We start from the raw sequence: 19,411 nt of genomic DNA, 5'->3' as shown, positions 1-19,411 counted from the left end.
TGGTCTATCACCACACATCTCACGAAAGGTCAGGCAGTCATGCAACTCGCGCGTACCCGTACCCGTACCCGGAGCTCGGTCCGCCGGCTCGCCCTCACCGCCGTCGCGCTCGGTCTCGCCGTCGCCGCGCCCGCGGCAGCCGCCCAGGCGAGCACCACCCACGGCACGCACCCGGCCGCGCCCACCCAGTCCGCGGGCAGCGTGCACGGCGACCACACCACCGGCGCCGAGGTGCCGCAGGCTGCCGGGTCGGTCCGCTCGGGCGACCCGCAGTCGACCGTCGACCGCGTCGCGGACTTCTACGGCGCCTACATCGACGTGGTGTGGGACGCGCGCAACGACGACCTGCGCAACGGACTGCGCGAGCACTACCTGACCAGCGGTTTCCGGACGAAGCTGGCCGCGTGGGAGGCCGCGCAGCACGCCGACGGTGTGCTGCGCGCCCAGGACAACCCGATCGGCTGGCAGGTCACGGCCGACGGCGGCGGCGCCGGCCACGCCTTCAGCACCGTCCGCCTCACCTGGGGCAACCCGAGCAGCCCGTACTACACGTACCTGAAGGTCCAGTCCGACCTCGCGACGAAGCAGATCTCGGACATCGAGGACCAGTGAGCCGCCGATCCTGCCGACCGGGTCGTCCCGCCGGCCGGCAGGACGGCCACCGTCCCGGTCCCCGTTGACCGGTCCCCGTTCCGGTCCTACAACTCGCCCTTGCGGCTGAGGTGCGTGAAGGCGAGCCAGCCCGGCAGCACCGGCAGCCAGAAGGTCAGCAGCCGGAAGAACAGCACCGCCGGGGTGGCCACCTCCTTCGGCAGCCCCGCCGCGATCAGGCCGCCGGTCAGCGCCAGTTCGACCGCGCCGACGCCACCCGGTGTCGGCGCCGCGGACCCCAGCGCGTTGCCCGCGAGGTAGACCACCGCGATCGTCGCGTAGCTGAGGTTGCCGTCGAAGGCCCGTACGCAGCCGTCCAGGCACAGCACGAAGGTCACCGTGACCATCAGGGTGCCGCCGATGCCGGTGAGCAGCTTCGCCGGGCGCTGGAGCACGTCCAGCATGCGCGGCACGACGCCCGCGAACAGCGCGCGGACCCGGGTCGAGACGAACTTCCGCAGCGCGGGCACCGCGGTGACCACCAGCACCAGCACGCCCGCGGTCAGCAGCCCCGCCATGACGGTCCTGGACGGCGACAGCGACGGCGTCTTCTCGGTGCCGGTGATGAAGCCGAACGCCATCAGCAGCACGATGTGCGAACCGAGCCCGACGAGCTGCGAGGCGCCCACACTGGCCACCGCGAGCCCGGGCCGTACCCCCGCCTTCTGCAGATAGCGGGTGTTCAGCGCCACCCCGCCCACCGCGGCCGGCGCCACCAGCTTCACGAACGACCCGGCGACCTGCGCCATCACCGTCCGCGGCCACGACAGCCGCTCCGGCACGAAACCGGACAGCGCGCCGGCCGCGGCGACGTAGCTCGCCGCGGAGCCGACCACGGCGACCAGCGCCCACTTCCAGTCCGCGTGCACGATGGCGTGGCCGATCGGCACCGACGAGAGCTGGGAGAGCAGGAAGTACGCGGCGAAGGCGCCCGCGATGACCGTGATGAGGGTGCGCGGCTTGATCCGCTCCAGCCGCACCGGCTCGACGGGCGCCTGCGGGCGGATCAGCAGCACCTGCTGCCTGATCCGCGACAGCAGGTCCTCCTCGCGGATCTCCTCCAGCGCGTCCTCCATGGCGCGCTTCTCCGCCTTGGTCTCGGCCTTCCGCTCCGCCTTCGACGGTGTCTTGGCCGCCGAGCCGTCCGGCTCGGCGGCCACCGTGGCGGTGCTCGGCGCCGGCTCGCGAGCGGGGTGCGCCCTGCCGCGCTCCCTGGCCTCCTTGTCCGCGGCCAGCGCGGCGAGCACCGCTTCGCGCTCCCGCACCGCGCGGGCCCGGTTGAGCATCTTCAGCTCGCCACGGGTGGAACGGCTCAGCGCGATCGGCTGCAACAGCGGCAGCGACGCGGCGACCGCGTCCGGACCGAGCACCGACAGCGCCGCGCCCACCGCCCGCGCCGGGCCGACCCGCAGTGCCATGGTGGTCAGCAACTGCGCGATGTCCATCCGCAGCAGGATGTCGCCGGTGGCGATCTCGCCGCCGCGCAGGTCGGTGAGGAAGACCGTGCCGCTCCGGTCCACCAGCAGGGACTCGCCGACCAGCCGCCGGTGCGCGATCCGCCGCGACTGAAGGGCGCGCACCTGCTTCCACGCCTCGCGCATCAGGGCGTCGGTGATCTCGTCGTCGTCCAGCGCGTCCAGGCGGCGGCCGCCGATGTGCTCGTAGACGAGCATCACCGCGTCGGGGCCAAGTTCCGAGGTGGCGATCAGCTTCGGCGCGTTGGCGCCGGCCGCGATCGCCGCGTAGGCCAGCAGCGCCTCCTGCTCCAGCGCCTGCCGCAGGGACAGCAGGCTGCGGCGCTGGGTGATCCCGCCGACCAGCGACATCCGCCGCCAGGCCCGGTAGAAGAAGCCGTGCGCCTGCTGCTCGCGGTCCACCACGGTCACGTCCAGCGGCGGACCGTCCTCCAGGGTGACCAGGTAGGCGCGGCCGCGGTCGGAGTCCGCGCTCTCCGGGCCGGTCTCCACCACCCGGCGCGCGGTCAGCGGCGCGAACCCGACCCGGCGCAGGCCCGCGAGCAGGTTCTGGCCGGTGGGGCGGACGTTCGGCGAGCCGACCGCGTAGATCGTGCCGTTGGCGACGGCCCAGCCGATCAGCAGGGTCAGCGCGATGGAGAACGGCGTGGTGTAGCCGCCGGCCAGCACCGCGAACGCGTCCAGCAGCAGGACGAACCACAGCGCGACCCGCCAGCGCGGGCGTCTGGCCATGCCGGAGGCGGTGACGTAGGCGATCACCGGGGCGAGGTAGCCCTGCACCGGGTCGGTCATGCCCAGACCGGTCGGCGCGCCGTGCGAGAGCGCCTCGCGGATCGAGCCGGGGGCGGCGTTGGTGACCCACAGGTCGGTGGCGAGCGCGGCGCCGTGCGCCAGTACGGCCGCGAGCACGCCGTCCGCGATCCGCAGCCCGTCGCGTCTGACCAGCCGCTCCACGGCGAACGCCACCGGCACGATGAGCACCGCCACGCTCGCGGTGGTGCCGGTGAACGAGGAGAAGAAGTCGGGCGCCCGCATGGCGCCCTTGGTGATGTCGGTCTCCAGGCCGTTGGTGGTGGCGTGGGCGAAGCCCGCGATGGCGAGCACCACCCCGATGCCCAGCAGGCCCATGAAGAAGCGCACCAGGTCGGCGGGGCGGTGCACCCGGGCGGCGAGCAGCGGCTCGTCCACGGACACGGCCTGCCGGGTCGCGCCGGCCGGTTCGAGCGGCGCGCCGTCGGCGGGCAGGTCGCCGCCGGACGGGTCCTCGGGGTCCGGTGCGGACCAAAACGGTTCTTCCGGTGCCAGGTGCGAGCCGTGCGGTTGGGGGGCGGGCGGCTGCGCGGGGTGGTCGGAGCCGGCGGGGTGGTCGGGGGCGCCGCGCGTGGACCCGGTGCCGCCCAGGTCGTCCGGGTAGCCCAGGTCGCCCGGGTCGTCAGCGCCGTCCGAGCTGCCCGACCCGTCCGTGCCGGAGTCGCCGGAGCCGTCCGAGCTGCCGTTGCCGCCCGAGCCGTCCGAGCTGCCGGAGTCACCTGAGCCGCCGGAGTCACCTGAGCGACCCGAGCCGCCGGCCACCGCCTTCGCGCCCCGGTCGCTGTCCTCGCTCACCGCGACCCGCGGCTCAGGGGCGGACGGGGACAGCGCTCCAGGAGCGCCGGCGGCCTCCACGGCCTCGCCGGCGCCCTGCTTGTCCCCTGTTGTCTCTTCTTGGTCTCGTATCACCAGTCACCGCCCGGACGATGGTGGCATGCGCTGTGCACGTACGGAGCCGTAGCCCCCCGGTGTCGGCGGTGTGCGGCAGGATTGGCCGGGTGAGCGAGGAGAGCGGTGCGACCGGGGCGGGCGAGCTGGGCCCGTACGCGGAGAAGGTGCTGGACGCGGTGGACCTGATTCCGCCGGGCCGGGTCATGACGTACGGCGACGTGGCGGAGTGGCTGGGGGAGGGCGGGCCGCGTCAGGTCGGCCGGGTGATGGCGGAGTACGGGGCGGTGGTGCCGTGGTGGCGGGTGGTGCGCTCCGACGGGGTGCTGCTCGCCGGGCACGAGCAGCGCGCCCTGGCCGCGTACCGCGCGGAGGGCACCCCGCTGCGGACGGTCGGCCCCGCCGCCCAGGGCCACATACCGCGCCTGGACATGCGCGCGGCCCGCTGGGACGGGCTCTCGCCGGACGGCACGCGCACGCCGGACGGCCCCGGGCGGGCGCCCGGCGCCGGCCCCGAGGGCGCGCCCGGGTCTGCGGGTGGCGCGAGCGGCGGATGACGGCCGGAGGGTCATGTCATCCAGCTTCCGCCATGCGGAGGCAACACATGCCGCGACCAGCCCGTACGGAGTACATTGCCTGACCACCACGAAACCGGCGAACCACGTGAACCCCTCTTCCCCACTTCCTCGCGTTTCCCCTGGCGGCGCCCCCGCGGCGCCCGGCTGGGAGGACCGGACCGCCGACGCCCGTGCGACCCGCCCGGGCGTCGGAGGCTACCGGCTGGTGCGCGCGCCGGCGGTGTCCGCCGCGCCTCCAGTGCTGGACGCATCCCAGCGCGCTGTGGTTGAGCACGGGCAGGGACCTCTCCTGGTGCTCGCCGGCCCCGGCACGGGGAAGACCACCACGCTGGTGGAGGCCGTGCTGGCGCGGGTGCGGGCCGGCACCCCCGCCGACCGGGTGCTCGTCCTGACCTACGGCCGCGCCGCCGCCGTCGAGTTGCGCGACCGGATGGCCGCCCGCGCGCAGGCCGTGACCGGCAGCGCCACCGCCGCGCCGCAGGCCACCACCTTCCACTCGTTCTGCTACGGGCTGCTGCGCGCCCACCAGGACCCGGACCTGTTCGCCGAGCCGGTGCGGCTGATGTCCGGGCCCGAGCAGGACCTGATGGTCCGCGAACTGCTCGCCGGACAGGCCCGGCTCGCCCGCGAGGGCCGCGCCAAGGTGAGCTGGCCCGACGACCTGCGGGCCGCGCTCACCACCCGCGGCTTCGCCGACGAGGTGCGCGCGGTGCTCGCCCGCACCCGCGAACTCGGCCTCGCCCCCCGCGCGCTCGCCGACTTCGCCCGCCGGATCGGCCGGCCCGACTGGCTCGCCGCAGCCGCCTTCCTCCAGGAGTACCTGGACGTCGCCGACCTCCAGGGCGTCATCGACTACACCGAACTCGTGCACCGCGCGGTCCGGCTGGTCCGGCGGCCCGAGGTGCACACCGAGCTCGCCGGGCGCTACGACGCGGTCTTCGTCGACGAGTACCAGGACACCGACGCCGCGCAGGTCCGGCTGCTGCACGCGATCGCCGGGCAGGGCCGTACCCTCGTCGCCTTCGGTGACCCCGACCAGTCGATCTACGCGTTCCGGGGTGCCGACGTGAACGGCATCCTCGACTTCCCCGCCGCCTTCCCCGACCGGGCCGGCCGCCCCGCCCCGGTGCGCGTGCTCACCGGCAACCGCCGGGCCGGCGCCGCGCTGCTCGCCGCCACCGGACGGCTGGCAGGCCGGATGGCGCTGCCCCGCCTGCCCGCCGCGGCGGCCCGCGCCCATCGCGCGCCCACCGCCCACCGCCCCGGCGGCGCCCTCGCGGTGCGCACCCACCCGACGCCCGGGGCCGAACTCGACGCCATCGCCGACGCCCTGCGCCGCGCCCATCTCGAAGACGGCATCCCGTGGTCGGACATGGCGGTCCTCACCCGCACCACCTCCGCGCTGCCCACGCTGCGCCGCGCGCTCGCCTCGGCCGGTGTCCCGATCGACCTCGCCCCGTCCGCGACCCCGCTGCACGCTGACCCCGCCGTCGCACCGCTGCTGCTGGCGCTGCGGGTGGCGGCGGAAGCGGCGGCGCCCGCGGCGGCGCGCGGGGACATGGCCGAGCCGGAGGCCGTGGGGGAGGCCGGGACGGAGGCCGTGGAGGAGGCTGCGGAGGAGGCCGTGGAGGAAGGCGATGCCGCGGAGGAGGGCGGGACCGGGGACGCGGACGGGCCCGAGCCCGTAGCCGTATCCGTATCGGCGGACGGGAGCGGGGACGGGAGCGGGGACGACGGCTCGGAAGGGGACGCTCTCGGGCTCTCCGTCGAGGACGCCCTGACGCTGCTCACGTCGCCGCTGGGCGGCATGGACTCGGCGGACCTGCGGAAGCTGGGGCGCGCGCTGCGCGAGGAGGAGCGGGCGGCGGGTGTGGCGGTGCCGCGTCCCTCGGACCTGCTGATCGCGGAGGCGGTCGCGCGGCCGGAGCGGCTGGCGACGCACGACGCCTCGTACGCGCGCGGCGCGCGGCGGATCGGGGCGCAACTGGCCGCGGCGCGCGCGGGGCTCGCGGCGGGCGGCACCGTGGAGGACGCGCTGTGGGCGCTGTGGAACGGTTCGGCGTGGCCGGGCCGGCTGGAGCGGGCGGCGCTGCGCGGCGGTCCGGCCGGACGGAACGCCGACCGCGATCTGGACGCGGTGTGCGCGCTGTTCGAGACGGTGGCCCGGGCGGAGGAGCGCACCGGGGGCCGCGGCGCGCTGAACCTGATCGACGAGCTGTCGTCGTTCGACATCGTGGCCGACACGCTCGGCGGTCGCGCGGTCCGGCCCGAGGCCGTACGCCTGATGACCGCGCACCGCGCGAAGGGCCTGGAGTGGCCGCTCGTGGTGGTGGCGGGCGTGCAGGAGGGCGTGTGGCCGGACCTGCGCCGCCGCGGCTCCCTGCTGGAGGCGGACCGGATCGGTGGTGACGGCCTCGCGCCGCCACTCACCCCGGGCGCGCTGCTGGCCGAGGAGCGCCGGCTGTTCTACGTCGCGGTGACCCGCGCGCGGGACCGGCTGCTGGTGACGGCGGTGAAGTCCGCAGCGGACGACGGCGACCAGCCTTCCCGGTTCCTCGCCGAACTCGGCGTGGAACCGGTGCACGTGGGCCACCGGCCGCGCCGCCCGCTCGCGGTGGCCGCGCTCGTCGCGGAGTTGCGCGCGACCACCGTGGACCCGGCCGTGTCACCCGAACTGCGTGACGCCGCCGCCCGACGACTGGCCCGGATGGCCTCGCTCACCGACGACGGCCACGCGCTGGTGCCCGCCGCGGACCCCGAGCGCTGGTGGGGCGTGTACGAGCCGACCCGGTCGGCCGTGCCGGTCCGCGACCGGGACCAGCCGGTCGTGCTGTCCGGCAGCGCGCTCGACCAGCTCGCCAACACGTGCGCGCTGCAGTGGTTCCTGGGGCGCGAGGTCAAGGCCGAGCCGCCGTCGACGGCCGCGCAGGGCTTCGGGAGCGTGGTGCACGTCCTCGCCGACGAGGTCGCCTCCGGCCGGGCCCCCGCCGACCTCGACGTGCTGATGGCGCGGCTGGACTCCGTATGGGACGCGCTCGCGTTCGACGCGCCCTGGAAGTCCCGGCAGGAGCGGGAGAACGCCCGCGCCGCGCTGGAGCGCTTCCTGCGCTGGCACGTCATGGAGCGGGGCCGCGAGGCGGTCGCCGGGGAGCACGCGTTCGACGTGACGCTGGAGGCGGGCGACGCGCAGGTGCGCATCCGCGGCAGCATGGACCGGGTGGAGACGGACGCCGAAGGGCAGGCGTACGTCGTGGACTTCAAGACCGGGCGGGCCAAGCCCACCGCGAAGGAGGTCGCCCGGCACCCCCAACTCGCGGTCTACCAGCTCGCCGTCCGCGAGGGGGCCGTCGACCCGCTCTTCGGCGGGGCCCGTCCGCACCCCGGCGGCGCCGAACTCGTGCAGCTCCGGCTCGGCGCCACCCGCAAGGAGGGCGGCGACGCGCTCCCGGCGGTGCAGCGGCAGGAGCCCATCGAGGGGGAGTGGGCCCAGGACCTCCTCGCCGAGGCGGCCGGGCGGGTGCTGGACGAGCGCTTCACACCCGCGGCCGGCCAGCACTGCGCGCACTGCGCCTTCCGCTCGGCCTGCACCGCCCGGCCGGAGGGCCGGCACGTCGTGGAGTGAACGCCAGGGGTGGGTGTGACGGCCTGTGGATAACCCACAGCACGCTGTCGCAGCCGGACGCTATGGTCTGTGTACGGAGCAAGGGGATTCCGGGTGCCCGCCGCCACCAGCGCGGGCCCCTGGGGGGATGCAAGGGGGCGGCCGTGGCGGCCACACGTAACTTCTGCGCGGCGGTGCTCGGCACCGCGGTGGCCGTGGCGGTGCTGACCGGCTGCGGCGGGGACACGGACGCGGGCGGCGCGCCGATCGTCGTACCGGCGGCCACCACCGCCGAGACCGGGGCGTTCGCGGGGGAGAGCGCCGACCAGATCTTCTCGAAGGCCGAGGAGGCGATGGACTCCGTGACGGCCGTGACCGTCGACGTCGTCCTCTCCGACGACGAGGGTGACGCGCACATCACCGCCGCGCTCACCGCCTCCGGAAAGTGCGCGGCCTCCCTCGAGAACGACGGGGAGGACCCGGTCCAGGTCATCGGCATCCACGACGCGTACTACCTGAAGGCCGACGCCTCCTACTGGGAGGACCAGGACGACAGCCACGGCGACGTACTGGCCCGGGCCTTCGCCGGGAAGTGGGTCAGGCTGCCCGCGCAGGAGCAGGAGGCGGACGACCTCGACCAGTTCTGCAAGCTGGACTCCCTGCTCGCCTCGGTCGAGGAGGGCGACGAGGTGACCGGCAAGGACGCCCCCGCCAGCCGCTACGGCCGGGCCGTGGTCCCGCTCCACGAGCGCGACGACGACGGCACCACGAACACGGTGTACGTCGCCGCCGACGGCACGCCGTACATCCTCGGCCTGGTCAGCACCGACGGCGGGGGGAGCCTCCGCTTCAGCGACTTCGGCAAGGCGCCGCGGATATCCGCGCCGCCGGCCAAGGACACCGTCGACCTCTCCTCGGTGGGCAGCGACGCTCCGCACCTGTCGGTCTGACTCGGTCTGACCTGCCCCCGAACGGACGGGCCGGCCGGTGAAACGTGTCGGCCCGGCCGGATAGCCTCGCTGGGTGGCAAACCCTCTCCACCACCCTGATCAGCTCAAGGAGCTGCTGGGTATCCCGTTCACCCCCGAGCAGATGGCGTGCATCACCGCGCCGCCCGCTCCCGGGGTGATCGTGGCCGGGGCGGGCTCGGGGAAGACCACGGTGATGGCCGCGCGGGTGGTGTGGCTGGTCGGCACCGGACAGGTCGCGCCGGACCAGGTGCTGGGGCTGACCTTCACCAACAAGGCGGCCGCGGAGCTCTCCGAGCGGGTGCGGCGGGCGCTGGTGCGGGCGGGCATCACCCCGGGCGAGGCGGACGGCCCGCCCGACCCGGCCCTGGACCCGGACCAGGTGCCGGGGGACCCGCAGATCTCGACGTACCACGCGTTCGCCGGGCAGTTGCTGAAGGACCACGGCATGCGGATCGGGCTGGAGCCGACCGCGCGCCTGCTCGCCGACGCCACCCGCTTCCAGCTGGCGGCGAAGGTGCTGCGGGCCGCGCCCGGCCCGTACCCGGCGCTGACCAAGGGGCTGCCCACGCTCATCGGCGACCTGCTCGCGCTGTCCGGCGAGCTGTCGGAGCACCTGGTGCCCGCCGAGCGGCTGCGCGCCCACGACACGCGGCTCGCCGCGCGGCTCGGCGAGCTGGACCCGGGCACGCGCGGCTACGCCTGGGTGAAGGAGGTGGCGCACGCCACCGCCGCCCGCCGCGACCTGGCCGAACTGGCCGCCGCCTACCGGCAGGAGAAGAAGGGCCGCGACCTGCTGGACTTCGGCGACCAGATCGCGCTGTCCGCCGAGCTGGCGCAGGGCCGCCCGGAGGTCGGCGCGCTGCTGCGGGACCAGTACCGGGTGGTGCTGCTGGACGAGTACCAGGACACGTCGGTGGCGCAGCGGCTGCTGCTCGCCGGGCTGTTCGGGGGCGGCACCGGGCATCCGGTGACCGCGGTCGGCGACCCCTGCCAGGCGATCTACGGCTGGCGCGGCGCGTCCGTGGCGAACCTCGACGACTTCCCCCGGCACTTCCCGTACGCCGACGGGCGGCCCGCCGACCGCTACTCGCTCAGCGAGAACCGCCGCTCCGGCGGCCGGCTGCTGGACCTCGCCAACACCCTCGCCGTCGAACTGCGCGCCCGGCACGAAGGCGTGGAGGCGCTGCGCCCGGCCCCCGGCGCCGAGCGCGACGGCGTCGTACGCTGCGCGCTGCTGCCCACGCAGGCCGAGGAGACGACGTGGCTCGCCGACTCCGTCGCCCACCTGGTGCGCACCGGCACCCCGCCCGGCGAGATCGCGGTGCTGTGCCGTACGGCCGCGCACTTCGCCGACATCCACGCGGCGCTGGTGGCCAGGGACGTGCCGGTCGAGGTGGTCGGGCTGTCGGGGCTGCTGCACCTGCCCGAGGTGGCCGATCTCGTCGCCACCTGCGAGGTGCTGCACGACCCGACCGCCAACGCGGCCCTGGTACGGCTGCTGACCGGACCGCGCTGGCGGATCGGCCCGCGCGACCTGGCGCTCCTCGGCCGCCGGGCCCGGCTGCTGGTGCGGTACGGTCCCGGGCCCGGCGCCGGTGCGGACGGCGAGGGGCCGGACCGGCTCGCGGCGGCCGTGGAAGGGGTCGATCCGGCCGAGGTGGTGTCGCTGACCGACGCGCTGGAGACGTTCCTCGACGCCGAACCCGGCGACGAGCTGCCGTTCTCCGCCGAGGCACGGGTGCGGTTCGCGCGGCTGGCCGCCGAGATAAGGGAGTTGCGTAGGGCGCTCGCCGACCCGCTGATGGACGTGCTGCACCGGGTGCTGGCCGTCACCGGGCTCGAAGTGGAGCTGGCCGCGTCCCCGCACGCGCTGGCCGCCCGCCGCCAGGAGACCCTCAACGCGTTCCTCGACGTGGCCGCGTCCTTCGCCGGGCTGGACGGGGAGGCGACGCTGCTGGCCTTCCTCGGGTTCCTGCACACCGCGGCGCAGTACGAGAAGGGCCTCGACAGTTCGCTGCCCGGCGGCGACGACACGGTGAAGGTGCTCACCGCCCACAAGGCCAAGGGGCTGGAGTGGGACGTGGTCGTGGTGCCCGGGCTGGTCGCCAAGGGCTTTCCCAGCGAACGCGGACGGGAGCTGTGGCCGCTGAACGCGAAGGTGCTGCCGCACGGTCTGCGCGGCGACTCCGCCACCCTCCCCGACGTGGAGGCGTGGACCCGGGCCGGGCTCGACGGTTTCCGCGCCGCGATGAAGGAGCACCAACGCGTCGAGGAACTGCGGCTCGGGTACGTCACCTTCACCCGGCCGCGCTCCCTCCTGCTCGGCTCCGGGCACTGGTGGGGGCCGACCCAGTCCAAGCCGTTCGGGCCGTCCGCCTTCCTCGACGCCCTGCGCGCGCACTGCGAGGCCGGGCACGGCGAGATCGAGGTGTGGGCCGAGCCCCCGGCCGAGGACGCCGACAACCCGGCCCTCGCCTCCGCCACCGAACCCCCCTGGCCGCTGCCCCTCGACCCGGCCGCCTTCGAACGGCGCCGCCATGCCGCGAAGACCGTCCGCGCCCAGATCGACGCCACCCGCCCGGACGCCTCCGACACCCCCCTCCCCCCGCAACCCACCCGCGCCACATCCCCCCGCCCCTCCCTCCCCCCGCAACCCACCCGGGGGAAAGGCCACCCCACCCCCGACCCCACCGGCGCCCCCCACCTCGCCGATCCCCCGCTCCCTCCCGACGACTCCCGCCTCGTCTCCGCCTGGGACCGCGACCTCACCGCCCTCACCGGCGAACTCCGCCGCGCCCGCGCCACCGTCCACGACGTCCCCCTCCCGCGCACCCTCACCGCCACCCAGCTCATGCGGCTGGCCGCCGACCCGGACGGCCTCGCCCGCGACCTGGCCCGCCCCCTGCCGCGCCCGCCGGCCCCCGCAGCCCGCCGCGGCACCCGTTTCCACGCCTGGGTCGAGTCCCGCTTCGAGGCCCGCCCGCTCTTCGCCCCGGAGGACCTGCCCGGCATCGAACCCGGCGACGACATCGCCGACGAGCAGGACCTCGCCGCCCTCAAGGACGCCTTCCTGCGCACCCCGTACGCCGAGCGCACCCCCTACCGCGTCGAGGCCGCCTTCACCCTCACCCTCGCCGGCCGCCTCGTCCGCGGCCGCATCGACGCGGTGTACCGGGAACGTACGGACGCCGTGCGCGCGGATGCCGTGGCCGCCGACGCCGGTGCCGCCGAGCCGTCCGGCCACGACGCGGACCCGTACACGTACGAGATCGTCGACTGGAAGACCGGGCACCGGCCCGACGCCGCGGACCCGCTGCAGCTCGCGATCTACCGGCTGGCCTGGGCTGAGCAGCAGGGCGTGCCGCTGGAGCGGGTGCGGGCGGCGTTCCTGCACATCCGCACCGGCACGCTCCTGCGGCCCCCGGACCTGCCCGACCGGGCCGCGCTGGAGCGGCTGCTCAGCCCCGATCCGCCGGACCGGGCCGAGGAACCGCCGCACTGACAGCGGGCGGGCGCGGGGCGCGGGGGTGCGTCGGCGGGATCGGGCGCGGGGGTGCGTCGGCGGGGTCGGTGGCGGGGTCGGCGGCAGGCGGCGGAGCAGGGCCGACGACGCGGCCGGTACGCTGAAAGCCATGCGTACGACCCCGGACAACGCCGTCCACCCGCACCCCGCCGACCCGGCCCCGTACATCGCCGAACACAGCGCCGCGTTCCTCGCCGCGCTGGGGGACTGGCTCCGTATCCCGTCCGTCTCCGCGAACCCGGACCACGCCCCCGACGTACGCCGCAGCGCCGAGTGGCTCGCGGCGGCGCTGACCGACACCGGCTTCCCGGTGGCGGAGGTGTGGGAGACCGAGGGCGGTGGCCCGGCGGTCTTCGCCGAGTGGCCGAGCGGCGAGGCCGACGCGCCCACCGTGCTCGTCTACGGGCACCACGACGTGCAGCCCGCCGCGCGCGAGGACGGCTGGGCGACCGACCCGTTCGAGCCGGTCGAGCAGGACGGGCGGCTGCGGGCACGCGGCGCCGCGGACGACAAGGGCCAGGTCTTCCTGCACACCCTGGGCCTGCGCGCGCACCTGGCGGCGACCGGCCGCACCGCTCCGGCGGTGAACCTGAAACTGCTGGTCGAGGGCGAGGAGGAGTCCGGGTCGCCGCACTTCGGGCCGTTGATCAGGAAGCACGCCGACCGGCTCGCCTGCGACACCGTGATCGTCTCGGACACCGGCATGTGGGCCGAGGACACCCCGACGGTGTGCACCGGCATGCGCGGCCTGGTGGACGGCCAGATCGACCTGTACGGGCCGGACCAGGACATCCACTCGGGCTCGTTCGGCGGCGCGGTGCCCAACCCCGCCACGGAGGCGGCCCGGCTGGTCGCCGCGCTGCACGACGAGGACCGGCGGGTGTCGATCCCCGGTTTCTACGACGGTGTGGTGGAACTCACCGACCGGGAGCGGGCGCTGCTGGCGGAGCTGCCGTTCGACGAGGCGGGCTGGCTGCGTACGGCCAAGTCGCACGCGGCGCTCGGCGAGCACGGCCACACCACCCTGGAGCGGATCTGGGCCCGGCCGACCGCCGAGGTCAACGGCATCCACGCCGGTTACGGCGGCCCGGGCGGCAAGACCATCGTGCCGTCCACCGCGGAGATCAAGTTCTCCTTCCGGCTGGTCGCGGGGCAGGACACCGCCCGGGTGCGGCAACTGGTCACGGACTGGGTGGCGGCCCGGCTGCCCGACGGCATCCGGCACGAGATCCGCTTCTGGGGCGACGGCACCCGTCCGTGCCTGACCCCGCTGGACCACCCCGCGCTGCGCTCGCTGGTCCGCGCGATGGGCCGCGCCTTCGGCCAGGAGATCAGGTACACCCGCGAGGGCGGGTCCGGGCCGGCCGCCGACCTCCAGGACGTACTGGGTGTTCCCGTACTGTTCCTGGGAATTTCCGTGCCGTCCGACGGTTGGCACTCCGTGGACGAGAAAGTGGATCTCGACCTGCTGTTCAAGGGCGTCGAGACCGCGGCGCACCTGTGGACGGAGCTCGCCGCGGACTGGGCGGCCGAACCGTGGCCGAGCAGCCGGTGAGCGGCGCGGGCCGACGGCGCAACGGGCACCTCGCGCCCGCTCGCGTGGAACCCGTACCGCCCGTACGGCCGGCACCGCTCGTACGGCAGGCATCGCAGGCATCGCAGGCACCGCAAAGGGGAGTTGGGAAGACGCCTTGACCGAACTCGACGCGACATCGAAGCCGCTGAGCCTCACCTACACCGGGGTGGACCGCGCGGCCCACCATCGGCTCGACGAGGCATGGCTCGCGGCTGCCTGGAGCCACCCCACCACCCGCGTCTTCGTCGTCTCCGGCGGCCAGGTGCTGGTCGAGGACACCCCCGACGGCGGCGCCGAACTCGTCATGACCCCGGCGTTCGACGCCCCCGAGACCGAGCAGCACCGCTACTTCCTCGGCATCGACGAGGAGGGCGTGCGCTACTTCGCCCTGCAGAAGGACACCCTGCCCGGGCGGATGGACGAGGCGGCCCGCCCGGCCGGACTGCGCGAGGTGGGCGGGCTGCTCGCCCCGATCGAGGCCGGGCTGATGGTGCACGCCGTCGCGCTGGAGAACTGGCAGCGCATGCACCGCTTCTGCTCCCGGTGCGGCGAGCGCACCGTCATCGCCGCCGCCGGCCACATCCGCCGCTGCCCCGCCTGCGGCGCCGAGCACTACCCGCGCACCGACCCCGCCGTGATCATGCTCGTCACCGACGACGAGGACCGCGCCCTGCTCGGCCGCCAGGTGCACTGGCCCGAGGGCCGCTTCTCCACCCTCGCGGGCTTCGTGGAACCCGGCGAGTCCATCGAGCAGTCGGTGCGCCGCGAGGTCTTCGAGGAGGCCGGCGTCACCGTCGGCGACGTCTCCTACGTCGCCAGCCAGCCCTGGCCGTTCCCGTCCAGCCTCATGCTCGGGTTCATGGCGCAGGCCACCTCCTCCGAGATCCACGTCGACGGCGAGGAGATCCACGAGGCCCGCTGGTTCTCCCGCGAGGACCTGCGCGCCGCCTTCGAGTCCGGCGAGGTGCTGCCCCCGTTCGGCATCTCGATCGCGGCCCGGCTGATCGAGCTGTGGTACGGCAAGCCGCTGCCGAAGCAGGGGGGAGCCGCGGCGGTGCGGTAGCCGCGGGTGTGCGTCCTGCGAGCCTGGCGGGTCGGCGGGCGGGCCACTGGCCGGTGCGCTACGGCAGGTCGTGCGCGTACTCCACGTACAGCGGGCTGGCGATCACCACTCTGCTGAAGGCGGCGGCGGCGGTGTCGCCGTCGCCGGGCGGGTAGGCGAGGTCGGCGGTGACGCGCGCGTATCCCCGCGTCCAGGCGGCGGTGGGTGCGGAGGCGCGGCGGTCGAGCCAGTCGACGAGTTCGGCGGTGCCCTGGTGGAGGTGGCCCAGCCTGGACAGCTGTGTGGGTGGGGAGTCCGCCTGGAGGACCGGCAGGTCCTGGTGGCCGAGGGTGTCGAGCGTGTCGTGGGCCTGGCCGCCTTCGCGCCTGAACCACGCCCGGCTCCTGGTGACCTCGCTGTAGGCAGGGGGGCGGGAGGCGGCGCCGGACGTCCATGCCGTGCCGCCGGTGGCGTACTCCGTGACGATCCTCGCGGCGGGCGGCGGCTCCTGCCGTGGCGGCGGGGCCGGCAGCAGCAGGTGCTCGGCGGAACCGTGCATCAGCAGGCGGACCTTGCGGCCGGAGGCGTCCAGCGGGTCGTAGCCCTCGACCGGGTCGGCGGGGTCGAGGAAGACCACCATGTGGCTGAACGGGTCGTCCAGCAGCATGTCGTTGAGCGGGGCCTCGAACCAGATCCACTGACCCGGGCGGTGCTCGGCATCGGTGAACCAGCGCGCGTGGCTCTCGATCTGCTCGGTCACCCGCCGCAGATGGTCGAGGCGCTCCCGCTCGTCGTTCGTGGCGGCGGGGGACACGTCCACGCCGACCAGGGGCGTGGAGACCTTCAGCGCCATCTTGAGCCGGCCACTGAAGCGGCGCCGGGCCAACGGGACGAACTGCCGTAACTTCGCGTCGGACAGGTAGACCAGTTCGCTCAGCATGGATTCAGGCTAGGCGAAGGTTTGACCTGCCGTCAGGCACTAAAGCGACGAGGGCCGCGCCTCGGGGGGCGCCGGGGGAACGCGCCCCGGTCGCCGCCATGGGCGCGGCCCTCGGTCCGAGGTCCGGACACCGTCACTTGGCGAGGACGTCCAGGACATCCTGGGTGCTGCCGACCTCGGCGATGCGCGGGAAGACGTTCGCCACGCTGTGCTCGTGCGTGGACAGGTCCCGGTCGGTCATGGCGTCGACGGGCAGCGTCACATGGAAGCCCTGCTCGTGCGCGTCCCGGGCGGTGGACTCCACGCCGCTGCCGGTGGCGATGCCCGTGACGACCACCTGAGTGACGTCGAGTGCCCGCAGCCGGTCGACCAGGCCGGTACCGGTGAAGGCGCTGCGCGCGTGCTTGGTCACGAGGATGTCCTCGGGCTGCCGGTCCAGTTCCGGGATGAGGTCGGTCCAGCCCTCGGGGAACGAACGGGTGCCGGGGCGGCCCTGGTCGGTTCGGCCCGACGGTGCCCCCGCCACGTTGACGAGGACGACGGGGAGGCCGCGGTCGCGGAACACCCGCAGCAGCTCCGCCGAGCGGTCGACGATCCCGGTGACGGGGTGCGCGAGCGGCAGGGTGACGATGCCGGCCTGGAGGTCCACGACGATGAGCGCGGTCTTCGGGTCGAGGGTGGTGATGGGCATGCGAAGTCCTTCGGAGTGGCGGGGTGGTGAGGTGCCGACAAGCCGGGTGAGGGCACGCCGGAGCGGCGGTGGGGCCGGGACGACGGAGGTGGAGCGGCGGAGCGGTGCCGGGGAGGCGGGAGCGGGACGGCGGAGGTCGAGCGGTGCCGGGGAGGCGGGAGCGGGACGGGTCAGGGCGACTGGGCGAGCCGTCGGAGCAGGTCGGTACAGGAGGCGAGCCGCGCGACCTCCTCGGCGGAGAACCCGGCCCCGATCGCCTGCGTCAGCCAGTCCTCCTTCGCCAGCCGCCCGGTACGGAACTTCTCGCGCGCGGTCTCGGTGAGGCTCAGTACGGTCTTCCGGCCGTCCCTCGGGTCCGGCGAACCGCTGATCAGCCCGGCGTCCTCCAGGACGCCGACGATCTTCGCCATCGACTGCGGGCGGATGCCCTCGGCGCGCGCCAGTACGGTCGCCGTCGCCGCTCCGTCGCGCTCGATCCTGAGCAGGACCGACGACTGGGACCGGGTGAGGTCGCTGCCGTGTCCCTGCTCGCGGAGCCTGCGGGTGAGCTGCCCGAGAACGACGCGCAGCTCACCGGCGAGGGCCGCCGGGTCAGACGCCGACGACGGCTCCCGCTCCGGTTCCGGTGCACGCTCCGGCGCACGCTGATCGTCCATGTTCTGCAGGCTAGCATTCTCTTCAGCCAACTGCACAGTTGGCTGTCGAAATTGCCCAGAGTGCCGATGACGCGTGCCTGCGGGTGGCGCCGCCGCCGTACCGGAGAGCGACGGAGGTCCGAGGCTAGCCGGGGCTCCACGCGTGACCTGTTCGCCGCCACTCCCGCGCACCGGTCATCAACACGCTGACCAGGCGCTCCTTCTCCTCGACGTATCCCTGCCGCTCGTACGCGAACTGGGCGGCGAGCGTCCGCTTGATCACCCCGTACCGGCGCGCGGGCCTCCGGGTTCGCGATCAGGAAGTCCCGGAACAGGCGGTAACTCGTCGGCGAGCGGGGAGCCGGCGGCCACGGCGTGCAGGTGGTGCGTCCGCTTTCCGTCCGCCATCTTGCGGAGGAACATGTGCCCCTCGTCGGCCGCGAACGACCCGGGGCGGTACTCGTACCCGATCCGTGCCAGCGGCTCCACCCGATCGGCCACTGCTGCCAGTTCGTCGAGAACCGCCATCACGTCGATGGTCGGCTTCGCGCACAGCCCGGGCACGCTGGTCGACCCCACGTGCTCGATCGCCCGTGCGCCCGGCAGGGCGTCCGCGAGCAGGTCGCGCTCGGCGGCGAACCGGCGCGGCCACCGTGACCTCGCCCGCCACCACGTCGGCTCGCGCGCCGCCCTGTGCCGGTTGCCCGTCGTGGCGGGGCACTCCGGCGCGGACCGTGTACCCGCCCGCGGGCAGCGACAGCGAGAAGAAGCCGGTCGGGCTGGTGAAGGGGGCCGCCAAGCGGAGCATCCTGGGCTCGTCCGGTGTCACGGCGACGAAGAAGGAACCGAGCGGCTCGCCTGTCGCGGTGCGGGCCACGCCGCGCACCACGCCCTCCCGATTTCCCCGCATTCCCCCACCGTCCCACGTCCGCGCCCCGCGGGTGCCGGTGCGGGCCGGGTACGGCGGGAGGCCGGTTGACGGTGGACGGCCGGGGTGGGTGCGGCCGGGTCAGTCCTGGTAGCCCTGGGCGGCGAGGATCTGGTCGATGCGGGAGCGGTGCGCCGCCTCCCACATGTCGAGGGTCTCGGCGGACTCCTTCGCCAGCTTCGCGCGGGCGTCGGCGAGCAGACGGGCACCCCGGTCCCGGGGCGCGACAACGACGCCCTCCTCGTCGGCCACCACGATGTCGCCGGCGTTCACCTGGACACCGCCGCAGGTGACCTGGGCGTTGAGGGGCTCGACGGCGGCCTTGCCGCCCGGGATGGGGAGCACGCCGCGCGCGAAGACGGGGAAGCGCATGTCGCGGATCTCGCCGAGGTCGCGGATCACGCCGTCGATCACGAAGGCCGCGATCCCGTTCCGCTGGGCGACCGCGCAGACGTTGCCGCCGGCGACCGCGTAGTCCACGTCTCCGGCCTCGACGACGATGACGGAGCCGGCCGGGGCGCGGTGGATGGCGGCGTGCAGCATGAGGTTGTCACCGGCCGGGCACCGCACGGTGAAGGCCGGACCGGCCACCCGCGGCATCGACGGCCACAGCGGCCGGATGCCGATGTCCATGACCTGCTCCCGGCCGAGGAGGTCGGCGAGCGTGGTCGGCGGTATGTCCTGGAACCCGGCGGCGTCGTCCATGATCCCGAAGGTAGCACCGGCGCGGGGCGGCCACGGAGGGTCCCGGGCGGTCTCCTGGGAGCAGGCGGTCAGGCGCCCCCGGGCGCGGCGGGGCGCCTGGGGGCGTGCCGTACGTCAGGCGCTGAACGTCAGGCGCTGAGCGCCTGGGAGACCTGGGCGAGGCTGGGGTTGGTCATCGTGGACTTCTTGCCGCTGGGCGCCACGACCAGAACGGTCGGCACCGTCTGGTTGCCGCCGTTGGCCTCCTCCACGAACTTCGCCGACTCCGGGTCCTGCTCGATGTTGATCTCGGTGTAGGCGATGCCCTCCCGGTCGAGCTGGCTCTTGAGCCGGCGGCAGTAGCCGCACCAGGAAGTGCTGTACATGGTCACGGTGCCGGACATGTGGTGATCCGCTC

14 protein-coding genes and 1 pseudogene are annotated in these 19,411 nt (G+C 74.7%); 7 read left to right on the top strand and 8 right to left on the bottom strand.

Going from position 1 to position 19,411, the window contains the following annotated elements:
* The first annotated feature begins 39 nt into the window (after nt 1-39).
* Complete coding sequence (locus OG896_RS12535; RefSeq protein ID WP_329365054.1) at nt 40-612, top strand: hypothetical protein; 573 nt, start codon at nt 40-42, stop codon at nt 610-612.
* Nucleotides 613-698: 86 nt separating this feature from the next.
* Here OG896_RS12535 and OG896_RS12530 read toward each other — a convergent pair whose 3' ends face one another.
* The gene (locus OG896_RS12530; RefSeq protein ID WP_329373940.1) at nt 699-3,371 is read right to left on the bottom strand and encodes a lysylphosphatidylglycerol synthase domain-containing protein; all 2,673 of its coding nucleotides are present in this window, start codon (nt 3,369-3,371) and stop codon (nt 699-701) included.
* 554 nt (nt 3,372-3,925) lie between these two features.
* Here OG896_RS12530 and OG896_RS12525 point away from each other — a divergent pair.
* From OG896_RS12525 to nudC, 6 genes are all read left to right on the top strand, one after another.
* The gene (locus OG896_RS12525) at nt 3,926-4,381 is read left to right on the top strand and encodes an MGMT family protein (RefSeq protein WP_402442623.1); all 456 of its coding nucleotides are present in this window, start codon (nt 3,926-3,928) and stop codon (nt 4,379-4,381) included.
* Nucleotides 4,382-4,607: 226 nt separating this feature from the next.
* Nucleotides 4,608-8,024, top strand: coding sequence for an ATP-dependent helicase (locus OG896_RS12520; RefSeq protein WP_329365050.1), 3,417 nt, complete (start codon nt 4,608-4,610; stop codon nt 8,022-8,024).
* Between the two features lie 143 nt (nt 8,025-8,167).
* Nucleotides 8,168-8,953 carry a hypothetical protein gene (locus OG896_RS12515; RefSeq protein ID WP_329365048.1) on the top strand — a complete coding sequence of 262 codons (786 nt, stop codon included), beginning with the start codon at nt 8,168-8,170 and terminating at the stop codon, nt 8,951-8,953.
* 73 nt (nt 8,954-9,026) lie between these two features.
* Entirely contained in the window at nt 9,027-12,476 is a 3,450-nt protein-coding gene (locus tag OG896_RS12510; protein WP_329365046.1) for a UvrD-helicase domain-containing protein, read from the top strand.
* 130 nt (nt 12,477-12,606) lie between these two features.
* The gene (locus OG896_RS12505) at nt 12,607-14,052 is read left to right on the top strand and encodes a M20/M25/M40 family metallo-hydrolase (RefSeq protein WP_329365044.1); all 1,446 of its coding nucleotides are present in this window, start codon (nt 12,607-12,609) and stop codon (nt 14,050-14,052) included.
* A 136-nt stretch (nt 14,053-14,188) separates the two neighbouring features.
* The gene (gene nudC, locus OG896_RS12500) at nt 14,189-15,136 is read left to right on the top strand and encodes an NAD(+) diphosphatase (RefSeq protein WP_329365042.1); all 948 of its coding nucleotides are present in this window, start codon (nt 14,189-14,191) and stop codon (nt 15,134-15,136) included.
* Between the two features lie 58 nt (nt 15,137-15,194).
* Here the strand turns inward: nudC and OG896_RS12495 are convergent, their stop codons facing one another.
* From OG896_RS12495 to OG896_RS12465, 7 genes and pseudogenes are all read right to left on the bottom strand, one after another.
* Complete coding sequence (locus OG896_RS12495) at nt 15,195-16,055, bottom strand: SAVMC3_10250 family protein (protein WP_329365040.1); 861 nt, start codon at nt 16,053-16,055, stop codon at nt 15,195-15,197.
* A 133-nt stretch (nt 16,056-16,188) separates the two neighbouring features.
* Nucleotides 16,189-16,746, bottom strand: a complete 558-nt coding sequence (locus OG896_RS12490; protein ID WP_329365038.1) for an isochorismatase family cysteine hydrolase — start codon at nt 16,744-16,746, stop codon at nt 16,189-16,191.
* Between the two features lie 170 nt (nt 16,747-16,916).
* The gene (locus OG896_RS12485; RefSeq protein WP_329365036.1) at nt 16,917-17,402 is read right to left on the bottom strand and encodes a MarR family winged helix-turn-helix transcriptional regulator; all 486 of its coding nucleotides are present in this window, start codon (nt 17,400-17,402) and stop codon (nt 16,917-16,919) included.
* Between the two features lie 124 nt (nt 17,403-17,526).
* Nucleotides 17,527-17,664 (bottom strand): hypothetical protein, encoded by a 138-nt coding sequence (locus OG896_RS12480; RefSeq protein ID WP_329365034.1) that lies wholly within the window; start codon nt 17,662-17,664, stop codon nt 17,527-17,529.
* A pseudogene (locus OG896_RS12475) lies at nt 17,661-18,029 on the bottom strand (GrpB family protein); the annotation flags it as partial. The pseudogene OG896_RS12475 and the gene OG896_RS12480, both read right to left, overlap by 4 nt.
* A 361-nt stretch (nt 18,030-18,390) precedes the next feature.
* Nucleotides 18,391-19,014: an RraA family protein gene (locus OG896_RS12470; protein ID WP_329365032.1), complete on the bottom strand. Its 624-nt coding sequence runs from the start codon at nt 19,012-19,014 to the stop codon at nt 18,391-18,393.
* 128 nt (nt 19,015-19,142) lie between these two features.
* Nucleotides 19,143-19,397, bottom strand: a complete 255-nt coding sequence (locus OG896_RS12465; RefSeq protein ID WP_329365030.1) for a mycoredoxin — start codon at nt 19,395-19,397, stop codon at nt 19,143-19,145.
* Between the last annotated feature and the right edge of the window lie 14 nt (nt 19,398-19,411).

The sequence above is a fragment of the Streptomyces sp. NBC_00669 genome (assembly GCF_036226785.1).
Lineage (GTDB): Bacteria > Actinomycetota > Actinomycetes > Streptomycetales > Streptomycetaceae > Actinacidiphila.
This window is presented reverse-complemented; position numbering and strand designations above follow the sequence as displayed.

Excerpts from the sequence above, each read along its gene's own strand:
- OG896_RS12535 (WP_329365054.1), top strand. The coding sequence starts at position 40 with ATGCAACTCGCGCGTACCCGTACCCGTACCCGGAGCTCGGTCCGCCGG.
- OG896_RS12505 (WP_329365044.1), top strand. The coding sequence starts at position 12,607 with ATGCGTACGACCCCGGACAACGCCGTCCACCCGCACCCCGCCGACCCG.
- OG896_RS12495 (WP_329365040.1), bottom strand. The coding sequence starts at position 16,055 with ATGCTGAGCGAACTGGTCTACCTGTCCGACGCGAAGTTACGGCAGTTC.
- OG896_RS12490 (WP_329365038.1), bottom strand. The coding sequence starts at position 16,746 with ATGCCCATCACCACCCTCGACCCGAAGACCGCGCTCATCGTCGTGGAC.
- OG896_RS12485 (WP_329365036.1), bottom strand. The coding sequence starts at position 17,402 with ATGGACGATCAGCGTGCGCCGGAGCGTGCACCGGAACCGGAGCGGGAG.
- OG896_RS12470 (WP_329365032.1), bottom strand. The coding sequence starts at position 19,014 with ATGGACGACGCCGCCGGGTTCCAGGACATACCGCCGACCACGCTCGCC.
- OG896_RS12465 (WP_329365030.1), bottom strand. The coding sequence starts at position 19,397 with ATGTCCGGCACCGTGACCATGTACAGCACTTCCTGGTGCGGCTACTGC.